The sequence below is a fragment of the Micromonospora sp. NPDC047557 genome (assembly GCF_043205095.1).
In the GTDB taxonomy this organism is placed as follows: Bacteria; Actinomycetota; Actinomycetes; order Mycobacteriales; family Micromonosporaceae; genus Micromonospora.
Genome location: NZ_JBIDDK010000010.1, coordinates 86,268 through 111,969, shown reverse-complemented (window position 1 = coordinate 111,969; position 25,702 = coordinate 86,268). Strand labels below are relative to the sequence as shown.

General features: G+C 71.2%; 18 protein-coding genes. 8 read left to right on the top strand and 10 right to left on the bottom strand.

Annotation, left to right across the window (positions count from 1 at the left end; translation table 11 throughout):
- Window positions 1-3 precede the first annotated feature (3 nt).
- The gene (gene fdh / locus ACGGAQ_RS22505; protein ID WP_393052185.1) at window positions 4-3,279 is read right to left on the bottom strand and encodes a formate dehydrogenase; all 3,276 of its coding nucleotides are present in this window, start codon (window positions 3,277-3,279) and stop codon (window positions 4-6) included.
- 136 nt (window positions 3,280-3,415) lie between these two features.
- Window positions 3,416-4,213, bottom strand: coding sequence for a PrsW family intramembrane metalloprotease (locus ACGGAQ_RS22500; protein WP_354856811.1), 798 nt, complete (start codon window positions 4,211-4,213; stop codon window positions 3,416-3,418).
- Between the two features lie 140 nt (window positions 4,214-4,353).
- On the opposite strand from ACGGAQ_RS22500, the gene ACGGAQ_RS22495 reads away from it, so the two are divergent.
- Window positions 4,354-5,058, top strand: a complete 705-nt coding sequence (locus tag ACGGAQ_RS22495) for a permease-like cell division protein FtsX (RefSeq protein WP_393052183.1) — start codon at window positions 4,354-4,356, stop codon at window positions 5,056-5,058.
- A gap of 16 nt (window positions 5,059-5,074) precedes the next feature.
- Here the strand turns inward: ACGGAQ_RS22495 and ACGGAQ_RS22490 are convergent, their stop codons facing one another.
- Window positions 5,075-5,494 carry an ASCH domain-containing protein gene (locus ACGGAQ_RS22490; RefSeq protein ID WP_393052181.1) on the bottom strand — a complete coding sequence of 140 codons (420 nt, stop codon included), beginning with the start codon at window positions 5,492-5,494 and terminating at the stop codon, window positions 5,075-5,077.
- A gap of 61 nt (window positions 5,495-5,555) precedes the next feature.
- Here ACGGAQ_RS22490 and ACGGAQ_RS22485 point away from each other — a divergent pair, with 61 nt between their 5' ends.
- Both ACGGAQ_RS22485 and ACGGAQ_RS22480 read left to right on the top strand, forming a co-directional pair.
- Window positions 5,556-5,954, top strand: coding sequence for an NUDIX domain-containing protein (locus ACGGAQ_RS22485; RefSeq protein ID WP_393052179.1), 399 nt, complete (start codon window positions 5,556-5,558; stop codon window positions 5,952-5,954).
- 717 nt (window positions 5,955-6,671) lie between these two features.
- Window positions 6,672-8,201, top strand: a complete 1,530-nt coding sequence (locus ACGGAQ_RS22480; RefSeq protein ID WP_393052177.1) for a TROVE domain-containing protein — start codon at window positions 6,672-6,674, stop codon at window positions 8,199-8,201.
- A gap of 41 nt (window positions 8,202-8,242) precedes the next feature.
- On the opposite strand, the gene ACGGAQ_RS22475 is transcribed toward ACGGAQ_RS22480, so the two are convergent.
- Entirely contained in the window at window positions 8,243-9,142 is a 900-nt protein-coding gene (locus tag ACGGAQ_RS22475; RefSeq protein WP_393052175.1) for a LysR family transcriptional regulator, read from the bottom strand.
- 40 nt (window positions 9,143-9,182) lie between these two features.
- Here ACGGAQ_RS22475 and ACGGAQ_RS22470 point away from each other — a divergent pair, with 40 nt between their 5' ends.
- Window positions 9,183-10,460 carry an MFS transporter gene (locus ACGGAQ_RS22470; protein ID WP_393052401.1) on the top strand — a complete coding sequence of 426 codons (1,278 nt, stop codon included), beginning with the start codon at window positions 9,183-9,185 and terminating at the stop codon, window positions 10,458-10,460.
- Between the two features lie 51 nt (window positions 10,461-10,511).
- Here the strand turns inward: ACGGAQ_RS22470 and ACGGAQ_RS22465 are convergent, their stop codons facing one another.
- Complete coding sequence (locus tag ACGGAQ_RS22465; protein ID WP_393052173.1) at window positions 10,512-11,261, bottom strand: glyoxalase; 750 nt, start codon at window positions 11,259-11,261, stop codon at window positions 10,512-10,514.
- A 165-nt stretch (window positions 11,262-11,426) separates the two neighbouring features.
- Between ACGGAQ_RS22465 and ACGGAQ_RS22460 the strand changes: the two genes are divergently transcribed.
- The 4 genes from ACGGAQ_RS22460 to ACGGAQ_RS22445 are packed head-to-tail and all read left to right on the top strand — an operon-like array spanning window position 11,427 to window position 14,674.
- Window positions 11,427-12,353: a hypothetical protein gene (locus ACGGAQ_RS22460; protein ID WP_393052172.1), complete on the top strand. Its 927-nt coding sequence runs from the start codon at window positions 11,427-11,429 to the stop codon at window positions 12,351-12,353.
- Entirely contained in the window at window positions 12,350-12,790 is a 441-nt protein-coding gene (locus ACGGAQ_RS22455; protein ID WP_393052170.1) for an ABA4-like family protein, read from the top strand. The genes ACGGAQ_RS22460 and ACGGAQ_RS22455 overlap by 4 nt, the downstream gene beginning before the upstream one ends.
- Window positions 12,791-12,800: 10 nt before the next feature.
- Complete coding sequence (locus ACGGAQ_RS22450; RefSeq protein WP_393052168.1) at window positions 12,801-14,051, top strand: sensor histidine kinase; 1,251 nt, start codon at window positions 12,801-12,803, stop codon at window positions 14,049-14,051.
- Window positions 14,048-14,674 (top strand): response regulator, encoded by a 627-nt coding sequence (locus ACGGAQ_RS22445; protein ID WP_393052166.1) that lies wholly within the window; start codon window positions 14,048-14,050, stop codon window positions 14,672-14,674. The genes ACGGAQ_RS22450 and ACGGAQ_RS22445 overlap by 4 nt, the downstream gene beginning before the upstream one ends.
- A gap of 3 nt (window positions 14,675-14,677) precedes the next feature.
- On the opposite strand, the gene ACGGAQ_RS22440 is transcribed toward ACGGAQ_RS22445, so the two are convergent.
- The 5 genes from ACGGAQ_RS22440 to ACGGAQ_RS22420 form a co-directional block, all read right to left on the bottom strand.
- Entirely contained in the window at window positions 14,678-16,468 is a 1,791-nt protein-coding gene (locus ACGGAQ_RS22440; RefSeq protein WP_393052164.1) for a gamma-glutamyltransferase family protein, read from the bottom strand.
- 69 nt (window positions 16,469-16,537) lie between these two features.
- Window positions 16,538-20,569 (bottom strand): discoidin domain-containing protein, encoded by a 4,032-nt coding sequence (locus ACGGAQ_RS22435; RefSeq protein ID WP_393052162.1) that lies wholly within the window; start codon window positions 20,567-20,569, stop codon window positions 16,538-16,540.
- A gap of 150 nt (window positions 20,570-20,719) precedes the next feature.
- Window positions 20,720-22,504: an alpha/beta hydrolase gene (locus ACGGAQ_RS22430; protein WP_393052160.1), complete on the bottom strand. Its 1,785-nt coding sequence runs from the start codon at window positions 22,502-22,504 to the stop codon at window positions 20,720-20,722.
- Between the two features lie 121 nt (window positions 22,505-22,625).
- Window positions 22,626-23,612, bottom strand: coding sequence for a LuxR C-terminal-related transcriptional regulator (locus tag ACGGAQ_RS22425; RefSeq protein WP_393052158.1), 987 nt, complete (start codon window positions 23,610-23,612; stop codon window positions 22,626-22,628).
- Window positions 23,613-23,675: 63 nt separating this feature from the next.
- Window positions 23,676-25,610 carry a Na+/H+ antiporter NhaA gene (locus tag ACGGAQ_RS22420; protein ID WP_393052156.1) on the bottom strand — a complete coding sequence of 645 codons (1,935 nt, stop codon included), beginning with the start codon at window positions 25,608-25,610 and terminating at the stop codon, window positions 23,676-23,678.
- Window positions 25,611-25,702: the final 92 nt, after the last annotated feature.

Sequence of the window (25,702 nt, the reverse complement as noted above, 5' to 3'; positions counted from 1 at the left end):
CGCTCAGTCCTCCTGGTCGCTGCTGCTGTCGGCGACGTCGGTCGTGATCAGCGGCGGGTAGCGGTGGCTCAGGTGCCCCGACCGTCGCCGGTAGTCGAAGACGAGGTTCAGCAGATCCTGGCCCCTCGGACGTCGGCCGGGCCGCACGTCGCACGTGCCGACCTTGCTCTCCTGGATGAGGACGTTGGGGTCGAGGGTGATGCCGAACAGGTCGTTGGCCGAGTCGCCGGTGACCAGACCCTCGTAACCGAAGTGGTACGGCAGCCAGACCTGGTGGATGATCCGGTCGTCCACCCGCAGCGGGGTGATCCGGTCGGTCACCAGGACCTTCGCCTCGACGGCCGCGCGGGCGGTGACCAGGTGCGCCCAGCCCAGGTGCGTCAGGCCGCGTTGGGCGGCCAGTTCCGGAGACACCTCCATGAACATCTCCGGCTGCAACTCGGCGAGCTGCGGCACGGTCCGGCTCATGCCGCCTGCGGTGTGATGCTCGGTGAGCCGGCTGACCGTGAAGATGCACGGGAAGACGTCGCTGTACGGCTCCGGCGGGCTGGGGTTGAGCGTGTTGATCGGATGCGTGTACACCTTGCGTGCCGGGTTGGCCTGCTGGCGGTAGAGCGGGTTGCGCACCGGTGACTCGATCGGCTCGTAGTGGGTGGGCAGCGGCCCGTCCAGGACGCCGGTGGGCGCGTACAGCCAGCCCTTGCCGTCGCCCTGCATGATGAACGGATCGTCGCCGGCGATCCCCGCCGGCCCGGACGCGTCGGCCGGCGGCCGGTACGACGGGGGTTTGGTCTTCTCGAAGTCCGGCACGTCGTAGCCGGTCCACTCGGCCTTCTCCGCGTCCCACCACACGTACTTCTTGCGCTCACTCCACGGCCTGCCCTCCGGGTCGGCCGAGGCGCGGTTGTAGAGGATCCGCCGGTTGGACGGCCACGCCCAACCCCATTCGAGTGCCACCGAGGACTGCTCCGAGCCGGGCTTGCGGCGCGCCGCCTGGTTGACGCCGTCGGCGTACACCCCTGTGTAGATCCAGCAGCCACCGGCGGTGGAGCCGTCGTCCTTCATCTCCGTGGAGCTCGACAGCGGTCGACCGCTGGCCACCTCGTACCCGTTGATCTCGCACAGCACCGACTCGGCGCTCGGTTCGGCGTGCGGACCGTGCGTGGGGTAGTTCCAGGTGAGGTCGAGCAGCGCCCGGTCACGCGGCAGCTTCGAGTCGGCCAGCCGTTCCCTGACGATGCGGCCGAGGTGGTAGAAGAACCACAGCTCGGAGCGGGCGTCGCCCGGCGGCTCGACAGCCTTCTCCCGCCACTGCAACAGGCGCTGCGTCTGGGTGAACGTCCCCTCCTTCTCCACGTGCGAGGCGGCCGGCAGGAAGAACACCTCGGTACGACACTCCCCCGGCACGATCTCGCCCGTCTCGATCTCCGGGGCATGCTGCCAGAACGTGGCGCTCTCGACCATGAACAGGTCCCGCACGACAAGCCAGTCGAGGTTGGCCATGCCGAGGCGCTGCGCCCGGGCGTGCGCCGAGCCGACCGCGGGGTTCTGCCCGAGCAGGAAGTACCCCTTGATCTTCCCGTCGATCATGTTGAGCACCTGCTGGTAGGTGCCGTGATCGCCGGTCATCCGGGGCAGGTAGCCGTAGCAGTAGTCGTTGTCGGCGGTGGCCGCGTCACCCCAGTACGCCTTGAGCAAGTTCACGCCGTAGGCGCGCGCGTCACCCCAGAAGCCCTTCTGGCCGGGGTGCCGGATGCTGTCCACCCACTCGTCGAGGGTCGGGTGGTCGGCGTGGTGCGGCATCGGCAGGTAGCCGGGCAGCAGATTGAACAGCGTCGGAACGTCGGTGGAGCCCTGGATGCTGGCGTGACCCCGCAGCGCCATGACGCCGCCACCGGGCCGGCCCATGTTGCCCAGCAGCAGCTGGATGATCGCCCCGGCGCGGATGTACTGCACGCCCACGCTGTGCTGCGTCCACCCCACCGAGTAGATCAGCATGCCCGTGCGGTCGCGGCCGGAGTTGGCCGTCCACGCCTGGGCCAGCTCGAGGAACTTCTCCTGCGGAATGCCGCAGACCCGCTCCACCATCTCCGGGGTGTAGCGGGAGAAGTGCCGCTTGAGGATCTGGTAGACGCAGCGCGGATGCTGCAACGTCTCGTCCCGCTGGGTGTCGCCGCCCACCGGCGCCCCGTGCGACTCGTGCTCCAGCCCGGCCGCCGTTTCCCGCTGCGTCTCGGTGTCCCGGGGAGGGATGTTCTCCTCGACGCCCTCGTACTGCCAACTGGTCTGGTCGTAGCTGGCGTTGTCCTTGGCGAAGCCGGAGAAGAGCCCGTGCAGGTCCTCGGTGTCCCGGTATTCCTCGGTCACGATGGTGGCGGCGTTGGTGTACGCCACGACGTACTCGCGGAAGTCCAGCTCGTTGTCGAGGATGTAGCGGATCACGCCGCCGAGCAGGGCGATGTCGGTGCCCGCCCGGATCGGCAGGTACGCATCCGCCACCGCGCTCGTCCGCGTGAACCGCGGGTCGACATGGAACACCTTCGCCCCACGGCGCTTGGCCTCCATCACCCACTGGAAACCCACCGGGTGCGCCTCGGCCATGTTCGAACCCTGGATGACGATGACGTCAGCGTTGGCGATGTCCTGCTGGAAATCCGTCGCACCGCCACGACCGAAACTGGCCCCCAGACCGGGGACGGTGGCGGAGTGTCAAATACGCGCCTGGTTCTCGATCTGCAACGCCCCCATCGCGGTGAACAACTTCTTGATGAGGTAGTTCTCCTCGTTGTCCAGCGTCGCCCCACCCAGACTGGAGATCCCCAACGTCCGGTTCAGCGGCCGGCCCTCGTCGTCACGGTCTTCCCAGGTCTCGTCCCGGGCAGCCAGGACCCGATCGGCGATCATGTGCATCGCCGTGTCGAGGTCGAGATCCTCCCACTCGGTGCCGTACGGCCGCCGGTAACGGACTGTCGTCTGCCGCAACGGACTGGTCACGAGGCTCTTGCTCGCCGAACCCTTCGGGCAGAGCCGGCCCCGCGAGATCGGACTGTCCGGGTCACCCTCGATCTGTGTGACCTGCCCGTCCTTGACGAACACCCGCTGGCCACAACCCACCGCGCAGTACGGACAGACCGACCGGGCGACCGAGTCGGCGGTGTCGGTACGGGCGGTCAGCGACAGTGACAGGGCCGACTTGGCCGCCGCGCCCCGCCCGAGCGGGTCGGTGCCGGTGAGCTGGCGGTAGAGCGGCCATCTCTCGACCCAGCGGCGCACCCCCATCGCTGCACCTTCCCGACGAAAGCCACTAAATGTGAACAGTCCGACAGTAGATGAGGTGCCGGCCCGGCCGCAGCGGGATCAGCAGAGCGGGCCATTTCGCGCTGGCCGCCGACGGCGCGGTGTAGGAGGGCCGCGATCAGTTCGACGGGTGCTGGACCGCCAGGCGATCACCGAAGGTCCGGTAGCGGTGCAGCTCCCAGAACAGCCAGCCGATGCTGACGATCGCCAGTACGACGAAGACCAGCGAACCCGAGAACGTGTCCCAGAGGGTGTGCAGGACGACGACGCCGAGGAAGGTGCCGAGGAACCCGAACAGCCGGCCGACGCTCGGGCTGGCCAGCAGCGCCCACAGCGCTCCGGCGGTGAGCCCGGTCCACGCGGTGTGCCCGGCGGGCGCGGTCAGACCACGGATGAACAGGGTCTGCTCCACCGCGCCGATGTTGCCCTGCGAGCTCAGCAGCGCGGTGAAGGCGTACCCCATCGTCTCCAACGCGGCGAAACCCATGCCGGCGGCCACACCGATGACCAGGCCGTCGGACGGCAGACGGCGACGGTGCTGCGCCAGGGCCGTGAACAGCAGCACCACGGGGACGATCAGCTTCGCCGACTCCTCGATCAGTGCCACGAACAGCATGGGCAGGGCGCCGAGGCCGCGCAGAGTGTCGTACTCCAGGGTGCCGGCGACCACCGTGCCGATCACCCCGCCGAAGAACGCCGATGTCACCAGCACCGACGCCGGCACCTGCCAACGCCCGGTACGGGCCTGGGCGAACGTGAGGAACGTCAGGGGAGCCAGGGTCGCGCCGAGCAGGATCAGTGCCGGCACGAAGTTCGGGTTCTGGGTGCGGACGAGGGTCCGCAGCACCGCCAGATACAGGATCAGCCCGATGACGAGCACTCCGACCCACGCCCACCGGCGAGAACGATCACCCATACCGGGGAGTCTCGCGGATCCAGGTTACGAAGACCAGCCACGATGCTGGGATCCCCACGACTACCCGGCGGATCTCGCCCGCGCACCGCTGGCCGAACTCGGGCAGCGGCGTTGACGAAGGGTCGTTACGATCTCCGCCCATGCGTCGCCTCGCCCCGTCCCTGGCATTCGTCCTCCTGCTCGGCCTGTCTGCCTGTACCTCGAAGCCCGCGGAGTCCACGACCGTCGCACTGACCGTCATCCTGGACACCGACGTCACGGCGGAACGGAAGAGCGCCGTGGAGCAGCGACTGAGGTCGATGCCCAGCGTCGAGGAGGTGACCTTCGAAACCCGCGAGCAAGCGTACGAGCACCAGAAGGAGACCTTGAAGGACAGTCCCGACCTGTTGGCGAAAGTCAAGCCGGAGTACGTGCCGGAACTGCTCCACGCCACGGTCACCGACGCACCGATCGCCGAGGCGGTCGAGCTGGTGATGGCCGACGTGGACGGCGTCGCGGATGTCGCACTCAAGGTCGCGGACGTCCATCCCATGCCCTCGCGGATCGGGATCGTCGTCCGCCTGAAGTCGGCCGCGACCGGCGAGCAGCGGACAGCCGTGGAGCAGGCCGTCCGGGCACTGCCGACCGCCCAGTCGGTCGACTTCGAGGACCGGGCCGCCGCGTACGAACGCCTGCGCACGCGCTGCCAGGGCAAGGGCGAGCTGGCCACGCAGCTCGAACCACAGATGGGACACGACTCCTGGCGGTTCGAGGTGCCCTTGGACAAGAAGGGCCCGGGGGTGTCCGAGCTGATGGAACTCGACGGGGTCGACGTCGTACGGCTGGTCCCGCTCGCGATGCTGTAGCCGCCACCCGGGCAGCTCAGAGCACGTGCAGCAGCCGGAAGCGCTTGGTCACCACCAGGGTGTCGTCGTCGACCGTGAAGTCGGGGTCACCCAATTCGGCGCGCACCTGCGCGCTGTGCCAGAACGACTCGTGCCCCGCCCGCCACTGCGCCACCGACTCGTCTCCCTCGCCCTCGGCCAGGGCGTGCTCCAGGTCCACGTCGGCGAGCCCGACCACCCGCACCTCGGTCAACTCGATCGCCGCCACCCGCCGCCCCTGCGAGTCCACCACCGCGGATCGCTGACCGACCTCCGGCAGCGGCTCGTTCGCGTGCTCGTAGCCGAGCAGCAGCGCGGACGTGGAGGTCTTCGCGCCGGCCAGGATCGCGGCCACGAGCGTGTCCCGCAGCGGCCCGGGGAACCCGAACTCCACCACCGGAAGATCATCCAAACCCATTCACGGAGGGTACGCTCGACGACCGGCGACGGGGGCCGGCCAGCATGGCATGGTCTCGTGCATGGCCACCTACGACGTCGCCCTCGTCCTTCTCGTCGACGCCTCCGGGTCGGTGCTGATGCAGCATCGCGACGAGCACGCGCCCGTCTCACCCAACCAGTGGAGCCTTCCCGGCGGTCACATCGAGCCCGGCGAGTCGCCCGAGCAGGCGGCCCGCCGCGAGCTGCTGGAGGAGACCGGCCTGACAGCCGGTGAGCTGCGCCTGCTGTGGAGCGGTCCGCGCCCGTACGAGGCGGGCTTCGGGCACACGGTGACGGTGCACGTCTTCCATGGCGTCACCACCGCGCGTCAGGAAGACGTCGTGCTCGGCGAGGGGCAGGCCATGGTGTTCGTCCCGCGCGACGAGGTGTTCGATCGGGAGCTGGCGGCCTCGACCGCGCTGGTCCTGTCCATGATCTAGGGTCCTTGCCCTTCGGCAGCCTCGCCGCCCGGGAGTCCTCGACAGCGGATGCGAAATGGGGTTGTTGGCGTGGCATCGCGGGCCTACCGTCATGGGGCACCTCCCGGTGCGCAGGCAACGGCTACTTCCGCTTCCAATCGGGGAGACGTGGGTTCGAATCCCACCGCCACTTCGGGTGGCGTCGACCAGCGGCCGAGGTCACCTTGGCCCGCGAGGGCCGGTCGCCGTCGCCGCTTCGATCTCGGGAGGTGCTCTCGCCGCACGCCCGGTGCGACGGATACGGTTACTTCCTGGTGAAGGCCCGGCAAGGGCCTGCGGTTCGAACCCGCAAACACCGTGTCCACTTCTGATCTCGGGCGTGCGGTGCGACCACACCGCATTCGATCACAAGATCACAAAACCCGTTGCCCGTCCCGCACCGCTGCCGCTACGGTCGTGACCGCACTTCCCGGTGCGTAGGCGACGGCTACATCTGGAGGGGTTTCGGCCCCGGTGAAGGACATCCGTCGCCAACCTCGATCTCGGGAAGCGCGACCACACGCACACCCGGTGCGCAGGCAACGGTTACTTCCCGGCTCCGCAGATGGGGGTTCGAATCCCCCCCGACCTTCGGGTCGGTGGTTCAACGGACAGAACGGCGGACTAGTCCGTGGCCGACTCTGATCTCGGGTGTGCGCTGTGGTGGCGCCTTCTCGGCCGACTGACGTGGGGGACGTCATGGCCAAGTTCAACGTCAAGCTGCGCACGAGCCGGCATCGGCCAGTGACCGGCGAGGGCGCACCCGGTTTCGTCCGTGAGCCGCGCCTGGAACTGTTCCTGCTCGGTGTCTCGAACATGGTGGGCGAGGCCAGCTTCTACGAGCGCGCCACCGACCGCGACGGCCGCTTCCGGAAGCTGGTCGCCACCGTCGCTGTCGCTGATCCCGACTGGTTCGCGCGCTTCGTACCGTGGCTCCGCACCGGAGCGATGATGCGCTCAGCGTCCGTGGTGGCGGCCCTTGAGGGTGCCCGCGCCCAGGTAGCGGCGGGAATTCCGGGCTCGCGCGCGGTCGTGGATGCGGCCTTGCAGCGTGCGGACGAGCCGGGCGAGGCGCTCGCGTACTGGCTGGCTCGTCATGGCCGGGCACTGCCCAAGCCGGTGAAGCGGGGCATCGCCGACGCGGCGGTCCGGCTCTACACCGAGCGGAGTCTGCTCAAGTACGACTCCATCGCCAGCCAGGTGCGCTTCGGTGACGTCATCGAGCTGACCCACCCCAGCGCCAGGGATGAGCGACAGGGCGACCTGTTCCGGCACGCGCTGGATCGGCGGCACCGGCGGGACAATCCCGTACCCCCGTCCCTGCGGATGCTCAGGGCGCGGGACGCGCTCATGGCGATGCCTGTCGAGCAGCGCAGGGAAATCACCGATCCGGCGACGCTGGGCGCTGCCGGTATGACGTGGGAGGCGCTGGCCGGCTGGCGACAGAGCGCGATGGACGCGGCGGCATGGGAGTCGGTCATCCCGACGATGGGCTACCTGGCGCTGCTGCGTAATCTGCGCAACTTCGACCGGGCCGGGGTCAGCGACACCGTCGCGGAGACCGTGGCGGCCACGCTCTCCGACCCCGCTCAGGTGGGGAGTTCGCGGGTGCTGCCGATGCGCTTCCTGTCGGCGTACAACGCGGCGCCGAGCCTGCGCTGGGCGTACCCGCTGGAGAAGGCGTTGCAGCACGCCCTGGCGAACGTGCCCGCCCTGGACGGGCGGACGCTGATCCTCATCGACACGTCCGGCTCGATGCGGAGCCCGTTCAGCAAGGACGGCACGCTGCTCTGCTGGGACGCCGCCGCGGTGTTCGGTCTCGCGCTGGCCGCCCGCGCGCAGTCGGCCACGGTGGTGTCGTTCTCCCACGACACCCGGGTGTTTCCCGAGGTGGCGGGCGAGTCGGTCCTCGCGGCGGTGCGGCGGTTCAGCGAGGGCGGCTACTTCCTCGGCACGGGAACCGACACCGAGAAGGCGGTCCGCGAGCACTACGACCGACACGACCGGCTGATCATCCTCACCGACGAGCAGGCCCAGTGGCACGGGTCGACGAATGTCGTCGCGGCGGTGCCGGCGGAGGTGCCCGTCTACACCTGGAACCTGGCCGGCTACCGGATCGGGCACACGCCGACCAGCACGAACCGGCACACCTTCGGCGGCCTGTCCGACGCCGCGTTCGCGATGATCCCGCTGATCGAGGCCGGGTCCGACGACCGGTGGCCCTTCTGATCCGCGCGCTGCGGGGCTGCGCCTGCCCCGCAGCGCGCGGATCAGGGTAGGAACTCGCCGGTCAGGGCGATGAGGGCGCGGGCGGCCGCGCCCACCGGTCGGTCCACCGGTGTGGCGAGCGACGCCGTCCAGTCGAGGTCGGCGTCGGTGACCGTCAGCGTGCGCACGCCCTCGGCATCGGCGACGGCGAAGCGGGGCAGCAGCGCGATGCCGAGGCCGTGCCGGACGTGGTCGGCGCCGGTGGCGATGTCGGGGATCTCGATCGTGACGCGCCGGGACAGGCCGGCCGCGGCGAAGGCCCGGTCGGTGACGGCGCGGTTGCCGTACCCGACCGGCGAGTCGATGAAGTTCAGCCCGGCGATTTCCCCGAGCGTCACCGCCTCGCGGGCGGCCAGCGGATGATCGTCCGGCACGACGAGATCGATCACCGAGCGGGCCAACTCCGTGAAGCGGACCTCGGCCGGCGGCGCGCCGGGCAGCGAGACGAACGCGAGGTCGAGCCGGCGCTCCGCGAGCGCGTCGATGAGCCCCTGGGAGCCGGACGGAGCGACGCTGGTGTGCAGCAGCACCCCGGGGTGCCGGCGGTGGAACTCGCCGAGCAGGGCCGGCAGGTGCAGGAGTCTGATCGAGGTCATCGTGCCGATGCGCAGGGTGCCACGGAGGCCGCCGTGCACCTCGGCGACCGCGTCGCGGGCGTCGCGGGCCGCGTCGAGGGCGATGCGGGCGCGGGGCAGCAGCGCGGTGCCGGCGTCGGTGAGGAGTACGCGTTTGGAGTTGCGGTCCAGCAGCGGCGCACCCAGTTCGCGTTCCAGGGTCTTGACCGCCGCCGAGACGGCGGACTGGACGACGTGCAGGCGGGCGGCGGCACGGGTGAAGTTCTGCTCCTCGGCCACGGCGACGAAGTACTCGAGTTGGCGGAGTTCCACGTCGTCAAGTATCACCCATACTGATCGTTGCTAGCGTCAACTTTCGTTGCAGGCGATGATCGGGTGGGGCGACAGTGGGGTCATGTCGTCGACGACCCTGTCATCCCGCCGGCCCGCCGCCACGTCCACCCGCACCGAAGGACCCTCTCGCCGCCATGGCCGGGGCTTCTGGGCGATCGCTCTGGCGTTCCTGACCGCGATGGCATTCGGCACCGTGCCGACCCCGCTGTACCCGCTGTACATGGCCCGGGACGACTTCTCCACGTTCATGGTCACGATCGTGTTCGCGGCGTACGCGGTGGGCGTGGTGATCAGCCTGCTGCTCGCCGGGCACGTCTCGGACTGGGTTGGCCGCAAGAAGATCCTCATTCCGGCGCTGGTGTTGGAGCTGGTCGCCGCCGCGCTGTTCCTGGGCGACGCGTCCCTGCCGGTGCTGCTGGTCGCCCGCCTGGTGAGCGGACTGGGCATCGGCATGATCACCGCGACCGCCACCGCCTACCTGCAGGAACTGCACGCGGCGCACCGGCCCGGCGCGTCGCGCCAGCGCTTCGAGGTGGTCTCCACCGCCGCCAACATCGGTGGCCTCGGCGTGGGCGCGTTGGTCGCGGGCGTCCTCGCCCAGTACGTCCACGCGCCGCTGCGCACTCCGTATCTGGTGTTCGCCGTGCTGCTGACCGCCAGCATCGTGGCGGTCGCGGCGACCCCGGAGACCGTCGAGGTGCGGCTGGTCAAGCCCACGTACCGGCCGCAACGGATCAGCGCCGACCACGGCGACCGGGCCGGGTACGTGGCTGCTGCCGGCGCCGGCTTCGCGTCGTTCGCCGTGTTCGCCCTGTTCACCTCCGTCGCCCCGGGCTTCGTCGCGGGCGCCCTGCACCTGCCGTCGCGAGGGCTGGCCGGCGCTGTCGTGTTCGCCGTGTTCGGCGGCGCCGCCGTGGCGCAGACCGTCACCAACCGGCTTCCCGCCCCGGCGAAGGTGCGGCTCGGGCTGCTGGCACAGGCGGTCGGCGTGCCCGTCGTGCTGGCGGGTATGCACACCGCCAGCCTGACCGCGTTCGTGGTCGGTGGTGTCGTCGCCGGTGTCGGGGCCGGCGTGCTGTTCAAGGCCGCCGTCGGCATGGTCGCGGCGATGGCCACGCCCGCCCGGCGCGGCGAGGCCCTGGCCGGGCTGTTCCTCATCGCCTACCTGGGGATGAGCCTGCCGGCCGTCGGCTTCGGGATCGCCACGCGAGCCGTCAGCACGATCACGGCAATGAACTGGTTCACCGGCCTGCTGCTCGTCATGCTCGCCGGCGTGACGGCGCTCTTCCGTCGCCGCCCCGCAGCCCGCTGAGCCCGCCGACCGGGGTCGGGCCGTGTCCGGCCCGACCCCAGCCCCGTGCGGTCAGCGCGGATCGGACCACCAGGGTTCGAGGACGACCGGGTCGGCGATGTAGGCCCGCACCTGCGTACGCTCCGGCTCGGTCAAGGTCAGCGCGCGGAGCTGGGCACCCCACTCGGGCACCCGATCGGTCTTTCCCAGCGCGATCGACAGCTCGATCAGGCCGGCCAGCGCGGTGGCCTGCTCGACAGTCGGAGCGTCCTCGGCGCGACGGCGCATCCCCGAGTCGAGCGCCCGGTAGGCGGCCCGGTCGTCCATCTTGAACTCGCGCAGGATCCGCGCGTTGTCGAGCACCCGGGCCAGGCCCTCAAGCTCCTTCGACCCGCCGTACTCCAGATCCTGCGGCTCGTCGCGTTGGATGAAGACGATGGTGTTGCCCGACGGGTCGACGACGCTGAAGCGTGACGCGCCGGCACGGTAGCGCGTCAATCGGGGCACGCCCTTGACCAGCACCTTGCCGTGGGCGCGGCGCATCGCGTCGGCGAACGCGGCGTGGTACGGCGCGACCGCGTCGACCATCACCAGGCAGCCGCCGGTCTGTTCCTTCGCCGGGTCGAGGTCCTTCGGCGCGGGCCCGTAGTGCAGGGCGAACCCGCTCCACTGAACGACCAGATACACGTACGGCCTCATCTGCTCGTAGGTCACCTCGAAGCCCAGGGCACGCCAGAAGGCCAGGGTCTCCTCCGGCGCCGGGCAGGGCAGCAGCGGCACTGTTGTCTCGTTCGGCTGGACGCGGTCCTCGTTGGTCGTCATGGTCACTCCCGGTCCGGTCGACAGGTCGGCCATTGTGCCAGCACCGGCGGTGGGCCGCCCGGATCGCGCCTCCTACCCAGGGAGGAGATGCGCTCCGACCCCGGGCCGCAACCGGGGCCCCCGGTCGGACGCGACCGACGGGAACGGCCACGAGCATCTACAGACATGACTACCGTTCTGCGTCGGGCGACACACTGGAACCGCCCCCTCATGCTTCTCGTCGGCGCGATGGCGGTGCTCGCCGTCGTCGCCACGGTCGGCATCCTCGTCGACCCGCGCGTCCTCACCGGGGCGCCGATCTGGCTCAAGCCGTTCAAGTTCGCGGTGTCCTTCGTGCTGTACGGCGCTACCCTCGCGTGGATGCTCTCCCTGCTGCCCCGGCGCAGCCGGATCGCCGAACGAGCGGTAGTCGTCATCGTCACCGTGGCGGTCCTGGAGAACGCGTGGATCGTCGGCCAGGTGATCCGCGGGCAGGCCAGCCACTTCAACGACACCACAGCCCTGAACACCGCGCTGTTCGCGGCGATGGGCGCGGCGATCATGGTGCTGTTCTTCGCGCACCTCGTCATCGGGGTCGTGGTGCTGATCCGGCGGATCCCCGATCGGGTCGCCGCGACCGCCGTCGGGTGGGGGCTCGGCCTGTCCCTGCTCGGCATGCTCGCGGCGGTGCCGATGGCGCTGCCGATGCAGGACCCGGGCATCGAGGGCATCTCCGGGGCGCACAGCGTCGGCGTGGCCGACGGTGGGCCGGGGCTGCCCGTGGTCGGTTGGAGCACCACCGGCGGCGACCTGCGGATCGGGCACTTCGTGGGGCTGCACGCCCTGCAGGCCCTGCCGATCCTGGCGATCCTGCTGACCCGTTTCGCGACCCGGCTCGACGCGCGCACCCGCGTCCGGCTGCTGGTCGTCGCGGGCAGCGCGTACGGCGTACTCACGATGCTGTTGACCTGGCAGGCCCTGCGCGGGCAGCCGCTGCTGCGCCCGGACGCCCTCACCCTGGCCGTCGTCGCGGCCCTGGTGGTCGCGACGGCGACCGCCAGCGGCCTGGTCCTGGCCCGCCGACGCCGCCTGGAACTGGCGCTCGCGGCATGACCGCGACCCTGTTCTCCCTGACGTTCGCGGTGGCCGCTCCGTTCTGGGCGCTGATGATCCTGTTGCCGCGCTGGTCCTGGACCGCCCGGATCATCAGCTCACCGCTGATCGTGCTGCCCGTCGTGGTGATCTACGCGCTGCTGGTGATCCCGGCGTTCGGCGAGGTGCTGCCCGCCGTCGCGTCGCCGACCCTGGCCGGGGTACGCGAACTGCTCGGCACGCCCGACGGCGCGGCGGCGGGCTGGGCGCACCTGATCGCGTTCGACCTGTTCGTGGGCCGCTGGGCGTGGCTGGACAGCCGGGAACGGGGGGTGCCGGCGCTGGTCATGGCTCCGGTGCTGGTGCTGACCATCCTGCTCGGACCACTCGGCCTGGCCGCCTACCTGGGCGTCCACACCCGGTGGCGGCGGTCGCTGCCACCGACCGTGAGCACCTAGGCTGGCGACCGTGGGAGGGCTGGGACGACTGTTCGACACGCGGGACGCGCGCGTGCGGATGATGCTGCTCGACCTCAGCGGGTTGGGCTACCTGCTCTTCGTGCCCCACTCCGGCCCCGCGCCAACGGTGACACAATGGATCCTCGCGGTGGCCGCGTTCGCCGGCGCGCTCGTGACGTATCGCCGGCCGGTGGTCAACCTGGTGCTCCAGACGGCGTTGCTGGCGGTCGCGGTCTGCCTCATCGACGACCTCACCATCAACCAGGTGGGGGCGAGCTGGGCGCTGCTCGAGGTCACCATGCTCTCGGCTCGCGCCCGCACCATCTGGCTGGCCGCCGGGCTGCTGGCCGTGGTCGACCTGACCGACTCGATCGGCGACCCGCCGCGCCGGGTCGCCTCCGGCGTCGTCGGACTGGCCCTGGAGGTCGGTGTCCCGGTGCTGCTCGGCCTGGTCATCCGCACCAACCGGGAGCTGGGTCGGCAGGCCGTGGAGCGGGCCCTGGCGGAGCAGCGGCGCCGCGAGTCGGAGAGCCGCGCGGCGCGCGCCGACGAGCGCAGCGCCATCGCCCGCGAACTGCACGACGTCGTCGCCCACCACGTGGCGTCGATGGTGCTGCGGGTCGGTGTGGCCCGGCACGTGCTGACCGACCTGGACCCGCGGGTGGACGAGGTGTTCGACGACGTGCACGGCACGGGCACCGCGGCGCTGTCGGAGCTGCGCCGGCTGGTCGCGGTGCTGCGCAACCCCGACGGGGTACGCGGTGACGCGGCGCTGACCGCGATCGAGCCCTCGGCGCTCCCCTCGGCGCTCGGCGCCGCCGTCGACCGGGCCCGCCAGGGCGGCATCACCGTGGAGGCCGACATCGACGCGGCGATCGGCTCCCTCGACGCGGTGCGTGGCCTGGCGGTGCTGCGGTTGACCCAGGAGGCGCTGACCAACGTGGCACGCCACGCCGGGCCGGCCGCGCGGGCGCACCTGGTGGTCGCTCTGCACGGCGGGGCCGTGCACTGGGAGGTCACCGACGACGGGGGTGGCGTCGACGGCGACAGCGCGCCGACGGTGCCGGCCGGCGGCGGCCACGGCATCACCGGCATGTCCGAACGCGTCGAGGTCCTCGGCGGCCGGCTGGAGGCGGGACCGACCGGCACGGGCTGGCGCGTGCGGACCGTCCTGCCGAACACGCTCCCCGAGACCGCCGCCGGGCCGGCGCCGCGGGCCCGTGAGGTACCGGCCGCATCAGCCGCCCCGGAGCCGGCGTGATCCGCGTCCTGCTGGTCGACGACCAGCACCTCATCCGCGCGGGCCTGCGCATGCTGTGCGACGCACAACCCGACATCGAGGTCGTCGGCGAGGCGGACAACGGCCGCGAGGCGGTCGTCCTCGCCGCGCGACTCATCCCCGACGTCGTCGTCATGGACCTGCGCATGCCCGGCGTCGACGGAATCACCGCGACGTCGCGGATCCTCGCCGAGCGTCCCGCCACCCGGGTGCTGGTGCTGACCACTTTCGGCGACGACGACCACCTCTACCCCGCGCTGAGCGCTGGGGCATGCGGCTTCCTGCTCAAGGACGCGCCCCCGACCGAGCTGCTGGACGGCATCCGCCGCGCCGCCGCGGGCGACAGCCCGTTCACCCCGGAGGTGCTGCACCGCCTCGTCCAACGAGCGGTGCGCGCCCGCGTCGAGCCGCCCCGATCCGTGCCGGGGCTGACCGCCCGCGAGCAGGACGTGCTGACCCTGGTCGCCGAGGGCCTGTCCAACAGCGAGATCGCCGAACGGCTCCACATCGGCGTCACCACCGTCAAGACCCACATCACGAGCCTCATGACCAAGACCGACAGCCCCAACCGCGTACGCCTGGCCCTGTTCGCGCGCGGCGCCTGAGCGTCAGCGACCGCAGGCGTAGCCCTGCATGCCCCTCGGGTTCGCGCCGGCGGCGAGCACGCCCGTGCCCGGGTCCCGGGTCACGGCGCAGAGCCGGCCCAGACTCCACGCGTCGGCGAGCCGCACCTCGTGCCCGTACGCCCGCAGGGCCCGCACCACGTCGGCGTCGAACCGGTCCTCCACAAGCAGGACGCCGGGCTCCGAGTCGCGGGGATAGAACGACGCCGGCAGGCTGACGGTGTGCCACGCGGGCGCGTCGATGGCCTCCTGCAGGTGCTGACCGCCGACGAGGTGGCGCAGCAGGAAGGGCACCTGCCACTGGTCCTGCTGGTCACCGCCGGGCGTGCCGCACGCCAGGACCGGTTCCCCGTCGCGGTACACCATCGTCGGGCTCAACGTGGTGCGCGGTCGGCGGCCCGGGGCGAGCGACGAGGGCAGCCCCTCCTCCAACCAGAACATCTGCAGCCGGCTGCCCAGCGGAAAGCCGAGTTCCGGGATCGTGGGCGAACTCTGCAACCAGCCACCACTCGGCGTCGCGGAGATCATGTTGCCCCAGCGGTCGACGACGTCCACGTGGCAGGTGTCGCCCCGGGTCACCCCGTCGGACCGCACCGTCGGCTCCCCCGTGGTCGGGTCCGACGCGTCGACGCGGCGGCCGGCGCCGGGTCGGACGTGGGCCGGCAGGCGCGGCTGCGCCCCGTCGGGACTCCCCGGTCGCAGCTCGGTCGACGCGCGGTCACCGATCAGGGCCGCCCGCTCCCGCGCGTACGCCGGGGAGAGCAGCGCCGTGGCGGGCACGTCGGCGCTGTCGCCGTACCACGCCTCGCGGTCGGCGAAGGCGAGCTTGAGGGCCTCGACCTGGGCGTGGATGCCGGCGGCGGTGGCCGTCTCGTACGCGCCGTCGTCGTCGAGCGCGTTGAGGACGGCCAGCGCCTGGAGCAGCACTGGGCCCTGGCCCCAGAAGCCGGTCTTCGCCACCGAGTAGCCCTGCCAGTCGAGGGTGGTCGGGGCCTCCCAGGTCGCCGAGTACGCGGCCAGGTCGTCGCCGGTGACCAGCCCGGCGTGCGCGCGTCCGCTGGAGTCACGGAACGGCTGCCGGCTGAACTCGTCGATCGCCTCGGCCACGAAGCCCGTACCCCAGGCTCGGCGCGCGGCCTCGATCTGCGCCTCCCGGTCGGTGCCGGCCGCCTGCCCGGCCTCGACGAGTCGGCGCAGAGTGCGCGCGTACGCCGGGTTGGCGAACTTCTCCCCCGCCGCCGGTGGCCGGCCGTCGCGCAGCCAGAGCTGGGCGGACGTCGGCCAGTGCTCCTCGAACAGCGACCGCACGGCCGCGACGGTCGCACCGACCCTGCCCAGCAGGGGGTGACCGGCGGCGGCGTAGCCGATCGCCGGCTCCAGCACGTCGGCGATCGAGAACGTGCCGTGCTCGCGCAGCAGCAGGAGCCACGCGTCCACCGCGCCGGGCACGGCGGCCGCGAGCGGGCCGGCCCCTGGGATGAGGTCCATGCCGAGGGACCGGAAGTGGGCGATGGTCGCGGCGGCCGGCGCCGGGCCCTGCCCGCACAGCACCTTCGGGCGTGGATCCTGGGCGGTCGCCACGATGGCCGGCACCTCGCCCCCCGGGCCGTTGAGGTGGGGTTCGACGACGTGCAGGACGAACCCGGCCGTCACCGCGGCGTCGAAGGCGTTGCCGCCGCGTTCCAGGACCCCCATCGCGGACTGGCTGGCGAGCCAGTGCGTCGACGACACCATGCCGAAGGTTCCCTGCAGGGTTGGTCTGGTGGTGAACGTCATGACAACACCTCACTCGGGCCCGATGGCGCTGGGAGGCGGCCCTTGGCGGCCGCCTCCCAGCGCGCAATGCTAGAGCGTGTTGTACGCCTGGGCGGTCACGGTGGCCTGGCGGGCCAGGCCCGACCGGGCCGGCCAGGAGATCCCCACCTGACGCGTCTCCCCCGGCAACAGCCAGAAGTAGTTGTCGTCGTAGCGGGCCGGGAGGATCCGCTCGCCCCTCTGGTCGCGTACGGCGAGCCGGATCATCGCGGCGACCGTACGGCCCTGGTTGCGGACCGTCGTGGTGACGGTGTTCCGGCCGTCCACGACGCGTACGGTGTTCGTCGACGTCGACAGTCGAGGGCTCGCCAGGTCGTTGAGCGCCCGCATCTGCTCGGGCTTGTCGTAGCGCCAGTAGGTGTTCTCCGCGAGCAGCCGGTCACGGCCGTCGCGCAACTCCAACCGGACCAGGTGCAGCCCACCGCCAGCCGGCGCGGCGACGGCGAACACGGGCGTCGTCGACGAGCGTGCCACGTCCGCCCGCTGGCGTTGGGCGGCACCCAGCGACCGGCCGAACAGGTCGTACCGGCGGGCGGTGACCGTCACGCCGGTGAGGGCCGTCGTCGTGTGGTTGACCACCCGTGCCTGCCAGGTGCCCGGGTCGGCCTGGACGTGCACCGGCTCGCACCCCTTGCGGGCGCCGTAGTAGGCGCCGTTGACATCGAGGTCGTAGTCGTAGGTCTGCCAGACCGTGCTGTGCCACGCCGGGTGCGACATCCACAGCAGCAGGCCGGTCGCGTCCTGCCACAGGTTGGCGTTCCACGCCTCGAACATGGCGCGGTGGCTCTCGTAGTTGACGAACTGCGCCCGGGCGGCGAACTCGTCGAGCGAGTCGGACGCACCGAGCCGCGCGTCGATCGCCGCCTGGTACGTGCCGACGCGCTGGTTACCGATGGTCGACCAGTCGTGGTAGTTCCACACCTCGCCGATCGGCCACTCCGGCGCGTCGCCGACCAGATTGCGCATGCTCTCGGCGACCGACACCACCGGCATGCCGATCTCGGTGTGGAAGCCGAACGAGTCGGCCTCGTAGATCGTCGCGTCGGTGTAGGTGGTCGGGTCGACCCAGCCGTACGGCCCGCGGCCGCTCACGATGCCGCTGGCGGAGTTGGGGATGTAGAGGATCTCCGGGTGTTCGGTGGCGACGGCCTGCTTGAGGCCGGCGTCGACGATCGGCGGCGGGTCTCCCTCGTTGGCGCCGCACCAGATGACGATGCTCGGGTGGTGGCGGAAACGCCGGATCGTGTCGGCGGCGATGTCGACGTAGCCGGGCGGGTTGGGCAGGAAGCCTCCGGCCTGCCAGAAGTCGTTCCACACCAGGATGCCCTGCTCGTCGCAGGCCCGGTACAGCTCCTCGCGGTTGCTGCTGCCCAGCCAGTTACGGATCATCGTGAAGTTCATGTCGCGGTGCATCTCGACGGTGTCGGCCAGCCGGTCGGGCAGCACCCGGCGCAGCAGCTCGTCCCAGCCCCAGTTGCCGCCCCGGGCGAACACCGGCACGCCGTTGACGCTGATCTTCAGCTCGGTGATCTTGTTGCTGACCGCCTTGACGTCGGTCCACCGCTGCCCGTCGTCGGACACCTGGATGACGAAGTCGCGGGCGTACGCCTGCTCCCAGACGATCGTCACCTGGTCGAAGGCGACCGGAGCACCGAGGTCGACAGCGATCCACTGGTTGTCCTCGAATGCCGACGACCACCGGGTACGCGGGTTGCCGTCGACGGCCCGCTCCGGGCCGTTGGAGTCGCCGTCGGACGACGACGCGGTGGCCGTCCCGTGCAGGGCCAGGTCGACGCCCGGCTCGGCCTGCCGCTGTACCGAGAGCGCCCACATGGACACGCCCCACGACGTCACCCGCGCGCCGGTCTGGATGCGCAGGTGCCGGGCCGTCCGGCTGTCGAATGTCTCGACCTGGGTGGCGCGGCTGCCCAGCGGGGTGTCGTTGCTGACGGCCTGCACGTCGGTCCACGTGCCGCCGTCTGCCGAGACCTGGACGCGGTAGTCGAGGGCGTACGCCTGCTCCCAGACGATGGTGACCCGGTCGAAGTCGGCGGCCGCGCCGAGGTCGACCTGGATCCACTGGTCGTCCTCGGCCCGCGAGGCCCAGCGGGTCGCGGGGTCACCGTCCACGGCCCTGGCGGGCACGTTGGTGTCGTTCTCCGACGACGACGCGGTCGCGTCGCGTCCCAGGGCGAGGTCCGGGCCGGCGCCGTCGGCCACCGACAGCGCGTACATCGAGATGCCCCAGCCGGTGGCGCGCTGGCCGGCCTGGATGCGCACGTGTCGGGCGTGCTGCCGATCGAAGGTGACGGTCTGCGTGGCGGCGCCGTCGACGAAGTCCAGCGGGGGCCGGCCGGGCGGGGAGATCACGATCGGCTGATGCCAGTCGTAGCCGAACTGGCGGATACCGAAGCGCAGCTCACGCCTGTCGCTGACCGCGCGCTTGACCGTGGCGGTGAGCGTCAGGTCGTACAGGTGGGGCTCGCCGTAGCCGTTCGGCCACCAGAGGCGGGGGCTGGTGAGGCGCAGGGCCCCGAAACGCTCCGGGGTGAAGGAGACCGTCGCGGACCCGTGGGCGGGAATGGTCACGGTGGACTCGACGCGTACCTTGTCGAACTCCGCGCGCACGGTGACGGTGGTCGCGGTGGCCGTGGCGTTGCGCACGGGCACCCGAATGGTGACCTCGGCCGTGCCAGTGTCCGGCAGTTTCGGCAGCGTGGTCTCGACGTGCGGGTCGCCGACGACCACGGCGCCGGTGCTGCGCAGCCGCACGTGGTCCCACAGGCCGGTGACCCGGTCGCGGACGGCGGGCATCCAGTCCCAACCGGACACCGCCAGGTAGGTCGGCGCGTCGAGGTAGTGGTGGGCCGACTGGAGGAAGGTGCGGCCGTCGGGGCCCTTGTCGCCGGGGGTGCCGGCGTGGGGCATCGGGGTGACCCGCACGGCCAGCACGTGGTCGCGGTGGCCCGCGAGAGCGTCGGTGATGTCGAAGGCGGCCCGCGCGAACGGGTGCTTGACGCTGCCGACCTGCACGCCGTTGACCCAGACGGTGGCCTCGTGGTTGATGCCGTCGAACTCCAGCCAGATCCGGCGGCCGGCGGAGGTGTCCAGGCCGCGCGGCAGCCGCAGCGCCCGCCGGTACCACCAGGTGTGCCGCGACAGCGCCTCCGGGATACGCAGGTTGTTGAAGCCGGCGACCGGGTCGGGCAGGTGTCCCTGCTCGACCAGGGTGCCCAGTACGGTGCCGGGCACGCTCGCCGGCAGCCAGGAGCTGACGTCGACCCCGGCGCGGGACAGCTCGGCGCCGTCGGTGGTGCCCGCGAAGTCGTCCATCGTCAGCGACCAGCCGGATTCCAGCGCGACGGTGCCGTCCGGGGCCACCGTGAGCTCGGGGGTCCGGCCGGTGTTGCCTCCCTCCCAGCTCGTCCAGCCCGCGGCCTTGGGGCGGGGGGACAGGGCGACACCGTAGACCTGGAAGCCGTTCAGGCCGACCGGGTTGCTGTTCGACCGCCCGGTGACCGTCATCCGGACCCAGCGCGCGGTGACCGGCTGCGGGAGCTTGATGGCCTGCACACCGCCCTGACCGTCGGTGGTCTCGTACACCGACCGCCAGTCGTGGCCGTCGGTGGAGACGTCGATGCGGTACGCCTTCGCGGCGCTGGAGAGGATCTCGTCACCGTCGGTGTCGGTGTAGTTGCCGTCGAACGGTCCGTCGGCGAGGGTCGCCTCGAAGACCAGGGTGACGGCCTCGACGCGGCACTGCGTCTGAAGGTCCACCGAGATCCACTGCGGATCGCCGTTCGCGGCGCGCCATCCGCTGCCCCGTACGCCGACCTGGGGCAGACCGTCCACGGCGAACGCCGCGGGCGTCGGCGCGTAGTCGGTCGACGAGACCGATACCGGGCGGTACCTGGCGAGATCGGTGGACGACGGGCCGCTGGCCGGCGGCGCGGCGGCGCTGGCGGCCGCGTCCGGCAGGACGGCGCTCACCCCGACCGACGCCAGCAGCGTCGCTCCGGCGGAGAGGAAGGTACGCCGCGAAACGGGCGATGGCTCGGACATTGCGCCTCCAGAGATGGCAACGTTGTCAAATGGTGGGGACGTCGGTGACAACGTTGTCAGATGGTGGCCTGATGTTTCCCGGGAGTCAAGAGCCCGCGGCCTATCCACTGGGGAGCGGGCGGCAGCTCGCCGCCCGCTCCCCGACCGGCATCACTCCGGGTACGACGGTCCCGGCTCGGTCCGCAGCATCCGCTTGAGCATGCGGTTCGCCTCCCGCATGTCGTCGGTGATCAGACGGGTCCGCACCGTTCCCTTACCGGTCAGCTTGCCGCCCACCTCGAACACCGCGCTCTCGCCCGGCAGCGGCACCGCCTGGCAGCCCGTGTACGTCTCGGCGGGCAGTCGGCCGTCCAGCAGGTAGGCGTAGACCGGGTCGTCCACGCACGGGGTGTAGTACGGGAAGACGCCGTGACTGCCCTCGTTGTCGACGCTGATCATCGACGCGCCCGGGAGTTTCTTCGACGCCGCGAGCGCCCCCTCGTACGCGGTCGCCACGTCGAGCTCGTCCTGCAGCATCAGCACCTTCGGGAAGGTCTTCTGGTCGAACTTCGGCATCCGGTTGCTGGTCGGCCAGTACGCGCAGGCCGGCGGGTTCTGCAGGTACGGGGCGACCAGCGGCGCGTCCCGGGTGAGGCGTCGACTGAACGCGTTCCAGTGCGCGATGCTGCCGTTCCACTGCCCGTCCTGGCAGCGGATCACCTCGAAGACGTAGTCGATGTCGTACGTGTACTCGTCCGTGGCCTGAGTCAGCAGGGACCGGTCACCCTGGGTCTTCAGCGCCGCCTGGGCCGTGACCCGCGACTGCTCGATGTACGCCCGGTCCTCGGCGGTGATGCCCGGCGCGGCGAGCAGCTTCGCGGTCGCCGCGGTGAGGATCTGCTCCGGCGTCCAGCCGTTCCACTCCTCGTAGTACTGGATCACGGTGTTCACCGCCGCCGCGGCGGTCGGATAGTTCTGTGTGTCGTAGAGTGCGCCGAGGATGAACCAGCCGAACATGAACGGTCCCATGCCGACACGGGTGCCGCCCGCGCGCTCGAACATCTCCCGGATCTTCATCGGGTCGGTGCCCCGGCCGTACAGGTCGTCGTGGCGTGCCATGTACGGCAGCAACTGCTCCTGGAACGCCCGGTCACGGGTGAACGGTTGCAGGTCCCAGGTCTCCTGGAGGGTCGGCGAGCCGACCGCGGCCACCGAGTCGAGGACGATCCGGCCCGTCCGGCTTCCAAACGTCGCCGCGTACCAGGTGCCCAGCCAGGTGCCGTACGAGTAGCCGAGGTAGTTGAGCTTGCGCTCCCCCAGCAGCACCCGGATGAAGTCCATGTCGTACGTGGTCTGCTCGGTGGTGATGTACTTCGTCAGCTCGGTGCTGCGGCACCCGCGCACATTGGCCTGGGTGATCAGGTCGTTGGTGTTGTCGGTGTCGCGGTAGGTGACCGTACACAGCAGCGGGGTGCTCTGCCCCACCCCGCGCGGGTCGAAGCCGATCACGTCGTACCGCTCGGCGAGGGCGGGCGCCGACCGCGCCACGTACGGCGCCAGCGACAGACCACTGCCGCCGGGGCCTCCCGGGTTGACCAGCAGGATTCCCGCACGGTCGCTGCCGGACGCGGCGGTACGACTGATCCGGACCTGGATCGTCCTGCCGTCGCGGGGGTTGTGCCAGTCGCGCGGCACGGTGACAGTCGCGCAGGACAGCCGAAGCTGCGCCTCGTCCTCCGGGCTGACGTCGGCAAGCCCGCACGACTCCCAGCTGAGCCGTTGGCTGACAAGGGACGCGGCCAGGGCTGCGGTGTCCGGCTCGGCGGCCTGAGCCGCGGCGGCCGGGGCGACGACAGTACCGCTGCTCAGGACCGCCGCGACCAGGGTCCCGGCGAGCAGAGCGGGCAGCCGACGCACGCGGGGTGGGCGGCGCGACCCGATCGGGAGATGAGGCATCGTCCCGTCCTCTCATGGAGCGATGATCGAATGGCCTTCACCCTGGCTCAGGAGTGTTTCGCCGCTGCGGTCCCGCGATGACGAAGACCGGCCATGGCAGGATCCGGCCAGTCACAGCCAGTCACAGCCAGCCGCGGCGAGTGGCCTGCACGCCGAGTTGGAACCGGCTGCGCGCGCCGAGCAACTCCTGCAGACGACTGACCCGGCGGTGCACCGTACGGTTGCTGATGCCGAGGTCACGGGCGATCGCCTCGTCGGTCAGGCCCGCGGTGAGCAGTGCGAGCAGCCGCTGGGTGGCGGCCGTCGGCTCGGCGTCCGGTTCGGCGGTGTCGGCGGTTGCGTGGATCGGGGCGCCGAGCCGCCAGAACACCTCGAACAGCTCGGACAGCCCGTCCAACAGTCGGGAGCGGTGCACCAGCATCGCGTCGGCCTCGTCCCCGCTGGCGCGCGGCAGGACGACCAGGCCACGGTCGGCGTCGACGAGCATCATCTTCAGTGGCAGTTCCGGGAAGACCCGCGCCAGCTCACCGGCGGCGACCGCGGCACGTACGGCAGCCAGCATCGCCTCGTCGTGCAACAGCTCACCCTCGTAGACGCAGCGGTAGCGCAGGCCGCGGCGCAGCGCGTCGTACTGCACCTCCTCCGGGATCCGGGTGGTGTCGCGCAGGTACGGCCCGCGTTCCAGTCCCCGTACCTCGGCGCGGGCACCGGCCTGCAACTGACGAAACAGCTCGCGGACGGCGCCTTTACCCTCGATGACCTCGACGAACGCGGCGCCGGTGCCGTGCACCGCGCTGTAGAGCCCGGACAGCGTCTCCGCCGCGGCGCGCGCACGGGCGGCCTCCATCTCCCGCTGCGCGGCCCAGTTCTCCAGGGCGGTGCGCGGCGGCCGGACGTGCAGCACGCCCGCGTCGTCGCGGTGCACCGCCCCGGTGTTCAGCAGTCCTTCGAGCGCCTGGGTGGCCCGCGGTGACGCGGTGGCCAGGAACTCCCGCTGCGCCACCGGCGCCACCCGCAGGAGAGCCCGGTAGACGTCCACGGCGTCCGCCGCGAGTGGGAGCGATTCCACGTCGAGGGCGGGCGACACGGCGAGGGGACCGGTCCGCATGCCGGCGATCGTAGAGCGCGTCGGTGTCGGGGCTCCACGCAGGCGGGAGCGCATGGATCGCGGTCAGTTCGGCTGGTTGCCCTCGCGCTGGCCACGCTCACGACTGTGGTACTCGGGTTGGAGGCGCACGCTCGCGAACGCCGACTTCACCGCCGCCGAGAGCGCGGTGATGTCGTACGCGCCGTGGTGGCGCCGGCCGTTGATGAAGAAGGTCGGGGTGCCGGTGACGCCGCTGAGGTCGGCCGAGTCGACGTCCTCGGCGATCCGGTCGACGCCCATCCGCTTCGCCATGTGCTCCCGGAACCCGTCGAGGTCCAGGTCAAGCTGCTCGGCATAACCGAGCAGCTCGGCGGGACCGAGCGCGTCCTGGTGCGCGAGAAGCAGATCGTGCATCCCCCAGAACGCGCCCTGCTCGCCCGCCGCCTCGGCGGCCTCGGCGGCGAGCTGCGCGTGCGGGTGGACGTCGGTGAGCGGCAGGTGCCGCCAGACGTACCGGACGTTGGCGAAGTCGGCCAGCAGTTCCCGGACCACCGGCTCGGCCTGCCCGCAGTAGGGGCACTCGAAGTCGCCGTACTCCACGACCGTCACCGGCGCGTCGAGCGAGCCGCGCATGTGGTCGCGCTCCGGATCGACAGGCAGTTTGAGGTCGACGATCCCCTCGGCGACGCCCAGCAGCCCACGCGCGCGCCGTGTCGGCGAGAGCCGGGCGGCAGAGCGGAACACCAGCCAGGTGACAACTGACGCACCCACCGTCGCGACGAGGATGCCGAGCTTCGCCTCATCCAGCGCGGGGCCGCTCAGGGCGTGGGTGGCGATCAGGAGCGCGACGGTGAACCCGATGCCGGACACCGTGCCGACCCCCGCGACGGCGAGCCAGCCGACCGGCGGCCGGAACCGGTTGCCGCTCAGCCGGCCCACCAGCCACGAGGTGGCCATGATCCCGGCCGGCTTGCCAACGACGTACGCGACCACGACCCCGAGCGTGACCGGGGAGGTAACGGCTCTGGTCAGCAGCTCGCCGTCGATCACGATCCCGGCGTTCGCCAGGGCGAAGAGCGGCACGATCACGTAGCTCGCCCACGGGTGGTAGAGCGTCTGCAGCCGCTCGTTCGGCGACAGCGCCGAGGTGAGCCCTGCCTGGGCCATGCGGGCGAGCTGCGGGGTGGGCTGTTCCCGGAAGAGGCGGAACTGGTCGCTCGCCCGCTGCAGGTCGCCGCGGCCGGGCGCGTAGGCGTAGGTCAGCAACCCCATCACCAGGCCCACCGCGACCGGGTCGACACCGGACTCCGAGACGGCGACCCAGGCCGCCACCCCCAGCAGCGCGTAGACCGGCCCGAACCGCACGCCGAAGCCCCGGACGAGCAGGACGACACCGAAGATCGCCGCCGCGACGAGCAGCGCCGTCGGCGAGGGGTGTTTCGGGTACGCGATCGCCAGCACCGCGATCGCCACCACGTCGTCGACGACAGCGACGGTCAGCAGGAAACCCCGCAGCCGATCCGAGAAGCGCGGTCCGAAGACGGCCAGCGCGCCGAGCGCGAGCGCCGTATCGGTGGCCATCACCGTGCCCCAACCCGCTGCGGTGGGGCGCCCGGCGTTGATCGCCAGATAGATCCCGATGGGCAGGAGCATGCCGCCGAACCCGGCCAGCATCGGCAACGCCAGGCGCCGCCGCTCGCGCAGCTCGCCGATGTCGAACTCGCGTCGCAACTCCAGCCCCGCGACCAGGAAGAAGAACGTCATGAGGCCGCTGTTGACCCAGGTACGCAGGTCGTGTGACACAGCCCAGTCGCCAAGTTGCACCGAGAGGGAGGTGCTCCAGAGCGACTCGTACGACGACACATCCAGGTTGGCCCACACCAGCGCCGCCACCACAGCGACGACCACCACCCGCGCACCGCCGGTCTCGGTGCGCAGGAACGCGCGCAGCGGAGCGTTGAACCGCCCCTCCCAGGCGGTCCGGCTGGTCCAACCCCGGAGCGGGTTGTCGCTCGTCACGGGGACAATCTTCGTTGACCGGATCGCAACGTGGTTCGGATTCGGGCACATGGCGATGGTCGGCGCGGCGTCCCTCCCATTCACGGGCATAC